Consider the following 3882-nt stretch of genomic DNA (forward strand, 5'->3'; position numbering starts at 1 on the left):
GTCGACCTGGCCCTGCACACCCACGTCAACCACGCCAACCAGCTCACCCCGCTGGTCGCCAAGGCCGCCGGGGCCCTGCACGACATGGGCTTCCGTGACGTCCGCAACCAGGGAGTGCTGCTGCGAGGGGTCAACGCCACCCCCAAGGACCTGCTCGACCTCTGCTTCACCCTGCTCGACCAGGCCAAGGTCATGCCGTACTACTTCTACGTCTGCGACATGATCCCCAACTCCGAGCACTGGCGGGTCTCGATCGCCGAGGCCCAGGAGCTGCAGCACGCGATCATGGGCTACCTGCCCGGCTTCGCCACCCCCCGGGTGGTGGCCGACATCCCCTTCGTCGGCAAGCGCTGGGTCCACCAGGTCGAGGCCTACGACCGCGAGAAGGGCATCTCCTACTGGACCAAGAACTACCGCACCGGCATCGAGTTCGACGACCCCGACGCCCTCAGCCGCCGCTACGAGTACTACGACCCGATCCGGACCCTGCCCGAGTCCGGCAAGGAGTACTGGCGCAAGTTCGGGGTCCCCGACACCGTCCCGATCAGCTGAGGGCGAACTGCTCCACCGAACGCTACCTCCCGACCTGGTCGCCGAGGCCCTGCGCGAGGAGGCCACCGGCGCGGATGCGGCCCTGCTCCGGGTCCTGGAACGGGCTCAGCCGGGGCGGTAGGCGAGGGAGCGGAACAGGCCCTCGTAGTCGAGGACGAGGCCGTCCGGGTCGACCAGCAGGTCGGCCTGGAAGTCGCCGGTGGAGAACCGCCAGCGGTCGGTGGCGAGGCGCTGGTAGCGCTGAGCTGATCCGATCACCTCGAGGCCGGGGAACTGGACCCAGGCCATCCGGAGGTCGGCCGCCTGGCCGGGCTCGAGCTGGCGGGCCAGGCGGCGGATGGGGAGGGTGTTGGTGGACGGGGTGACGGTCAGGTCGACGTCGAGGGCGCCGGCAACCTCGGGCAGGGCCGGGCCGCCGTCCCAGCGCCAGGTGCCGGCCCCGTCGGCGAGCAGGACCCGCCGGGTGGCGCCGCCGTCCAGCTCCAGCTCGACCCGCCGGGTCAGCCCGTCCGGCCCGGCCTCGACCCGGTAGCGGACGTCCAGGGGGGTGCCGTGCTCGGGCGTGAGCACGGTCCCCGACAGCCGCAGCCCGTCCGGCCCGGCCTCCAGCCGGCAGCGCTCCAGGGCGCCCGACTCGACGGCCTGCCAGAGGATCGTCGCCACGGGCCCGCTCAGCCGCGCAGCAGCTCGGTGACCTGGAAGGCCAGGTCCAGGGCCTGGCTGGCGTTGAGGCGGGGGTCGCAGGCGGTCTCGTAGCGGCGGTGCAGGTGCCCGTCCTCGATCGCGTCGGCGCCGCCCAGGCACTCGGTGACGTCCTCGCCGGTCAGCTCGACGTGGATGCCCCCCGGGTGGGTGCCCTCGGAGCGGTGCACGGCGAAGAAGCCGGCCAGCTCGGCCATGACGTCGTCGAAGCGGCGGGTCTTGTGGCCCGACGGCCCGACGAAGGTGTTGCCGTGCATCGGGTCGCAGGCCCACACGACCGGGTGGCCGGCGTCGCGGACGGCCCGGACCAGCGGGGCCAGCCGCTCCGAGACCCGGGAGGCGCCCATGCGCGAGACCAGGGTGAGCCGCCCCGGGACCCGCCCCGGGTTGAGCACGTCGCACAGGGCCACGGTCTCCTCCGGGGTCGCCGTCGGCCCGAGCTTGGCCGCCACCGGGTTGCCGATCCCGCGCAGGAACTCCAGGTGGGCGCCGTCCAGCTGGCGGGTCCGGTCCCCCACCCAGAGCATGTGGGCCGAGCAGTCGTACCAGCACCCGGTGAGGCTGTCGCGCCTGGTCATGGCCTCCTCGTAGCCGAGCAGGAGGGCCTCGTGGGAGGTGTAGAAGTCGACCTGGTGGATGACCGAGGAGGTGGTCAGGTCGATGCCGCAGGCGGCCATGAAGCGCAGCGCCCGGTCGATGCCGTCGGCGACCGCGTCGTAGCGCCGCCCGGCCGGGCTGCGGGCCACGAACTCCTGGTTCCAGACGTGCACCTGGTTGAGGTCGGCGAACCCGCCCTTGGTGAAGGCGCGCAGCAGGTTCAGGGTGGCCGACGACTGGTGGTAGGCGCGCAGCATCCGGGCCGGGTCAGGCCGGCGCGACGCCGGGTCGAAGCCGAGGTCGTTGACCATGTCGCCGCGGTAGACGGGCAGCTCGACCCCGTCGACCCGCTCGCTGGGGAGGCTGCGGGGCTTGGCGAACTGGCCGGCGATGCGGCCCACCTTGACCACCGGCAGGCCGGCCCCGTAGGTCAGGATCACCGCCATCTGCAAGATGACCTTGAGCTTGTCGCGGATCGTGTCGGCCGAGAAGGCGTCGAACGACTCGGCGCAGTCGCCCGCCTGGAGCAGGAAGCCGTGCCCGGAGGCCACCGTGGCCAGGGTGGACTGCAGCGTCCTGGCCTCGCCGGCGAACACCAGCGGCGGCTGGTTCGACAGCTCCTTCAGGACCCGGTCGAGGGCGTCGGGCTCGGGCCAGTCGGGCTGCTGGGCCGCCGGCAGCGCCCGCCAGGAGTCGGGCGCCCAGGACGGGGACGCGGTGCGAACGGTGGGGTTCATCGCTCCATCGTCGCAGAACCGCGCATGATCGCGCATGCCCGGCGACGGCGGGCGGCCTCGCCCGGCGGCGTCTGGCAGATCGGCGACGTGGCCCAGCGCATCTCCAGCCCCGTCCTGGCCGGCCGCGCCACCGAGCTCGCCCGGCTCCGGTCCGCCACCGAGCGGGCGGCGGCCGGGACCCCGGTCGCCGTGGTCGTGGCGGGCGAGGCCGGGGTCGGCAAGACCCGGCTGGTCGCCGAGCTGGCCGGCCAGGCCGAGGCGGCCGGCATGGCCGTGCTCGGCGGTGGCTGCCTCGACGTCGGCGACGGGACGCTGCCGTACGCGCCGCTGGCCGAGGCGCTCCGGGAGCTGGCCGCCGACCTCGACCCGGCCGAGCTGGACGGCGTGCTCGGCGGCGCCCGCATCGAGCTCTCCCGCCTGGTCCCCGAGCTGGTCCCGCCGGCGTCCGCCCCGGGGCCGCCGCCGGGCACGTCCCCAGGGCGGCTGTTCGAGCTGCTCCTCGGGGTCCTCCACCGCCTGGCCGCCCGCCGTCCCGTCCTGCTGGCAGATCGAGCTGCCCCGCCTGACCCGGCGCGAGCTGGCCGACCTGATCGCCGGGGTCCTCGGCCACCGGCCCGCGTCGCGGCTGGTCGGCGACGTCCTGGCCCGCTCCCAGGGCAACCCCTTCTTCGCCGAGGAGCTGCTGGCCGCCGGCCCTGACGGCGCCGACCAGCCGCCGGTCCTTCGCGACCTGCTGCTGGCCAGGGTCGAGGCGCTGTCCGAGGACGCCCAGCGGGTCGTGCGCGCGGCCGCGGCGGCCGGGTCCCGGGTCGACCAGGGCTGCTGGCCTCGGTCACCGCCGTCCCCGGGGACCGGCTGGTCGAGCTGCTGCGCGAGGCCGTCAGCCGGCACCTGCTGCGGGTGGACGAGGACGGCGACGCCTACGCGTTCCGCCACGCCCTGGTCCAGGAGGCGCTGTACGACGACCTGCTCCCGGGCGAACGGGGCAGCCTGCACGCCGCCTACGCCGCCGCCCTGGCGAGCCGGGGCGGGCCGGCCGAGCTCGGGCAGCTCGCCTACCACGCCTACGCCGCCCACGACACCGGGGCCGCCCTGCTCGCCTCCGTGCGGGCCGGGATGGCCGCCGAGGCGGCCTTCGCGCTGGCCGAGGCCGGGGAGCACTACGGGCGCGCCCTGGAGCTGTGGCCCCAGGCGGCCGAGGCCGCCGGCGCCAACCCCCTCGACCGGTCGGCGCTGCTGCTCCGGGCCGCCGACGCCGCCCTGCTGACCGGCGAGACCGACCGGGCCGTGACCC

Annotated in this window: 5 protein-coding genes; 3 read left to right on the forward strand and 2 right to left on the reverse strand. The window is 75.0% G+C overall.

The window, feature by feature from the left end:
* Window positions 1–552 (forward strand): lysine 2,3-aminomutase (locus VF468_18280; GenBank protein ID HEX5880237.1); only part of this gene is annotated, 552 nt, incomplete at its 5' end.
* 105 nt (window positions 553–657) lie between these two features.
* Here VF468_18280 and VF468_18285 read toward each other — a convergent pair.
* Both VF468_18285 and VF468_18290 read right to left on the reverse strand, forming a co-directional pair.
* Entirely contained in the window at window positions 658–1215 is a 558-nt protein-coding gene (locus tag VF468_18285) for a putative glycolipid-binding domain-containing protein (GenBank protein HEX5880238.1), read from the reverse strand.
* An 8-nt stretch (window positions 1216–1223) separates the two neighbouring features.
* Window positions 1224–2588 carry a 3-deoxy-7-phosphoheptulonate synthase class II gene (locus tag VF468_18290; protein HEX5880239.1) on the reverse strand — a complete coding sequence of 455 codons (1365 nt, stop codon included), beginning with the start codon at window positions 2586–2588 and terminating at the stop codon, window positions 1224–1226.
* Between the two features lie 24 nt (window positions 2589–2612).
* Between VF468_18290 and VF468_18295 the strand changes: the two genes are divergently transcribed.
* Together VF468_18295 and VF468_18300 are read left to right on the forward strand one after the other, a co-directional pair.
* The gene (locus tag VF468_18295; protein ID HEX5880240.1) at window positions 2613–3287 is read left to right on the forward strand and encodes an ATP-binding protein; all 675 of its coding nucleotides are present in this window, start codon (window positions 2613–2615) and stop codon (window positions 3285–3287) included.
* A 201-nt stretch (window positions 3288–3488) separates the two neighbouring features.
* A partial coding sequence (locus VF468_18300) for a helix-turn-helix transcriptional regulator (GenBank protein HEX5880241.1) occupies window positions 3489–3882 on the forward strand: 394 nt, incomplete at its 3' end.

The organism is Actinomycetota bacterium (assembly GCA_036280995.1).
Classification (GTDB): Bacteria; Actinomycetota; CALGFH01; order CALGFH01; family CALGFH01; genus CALGFH01.

Coding starts and splice junctions, on each gene's coding strand:
- VF468_18290 (HEX5880239.1), bottom strand. CDS start 2,588: ATGAACCCCACCGTTCGCACCGCGTCCCCGTCCTGGGCGCCCGACTCC.
- VF468_18295 (HEX5880240.1), top strand. CDS start 2,613: ATGATCGCGCATGCCCGGCGACGGCGGGCGGCCTCGCCCGGCGGCGTC.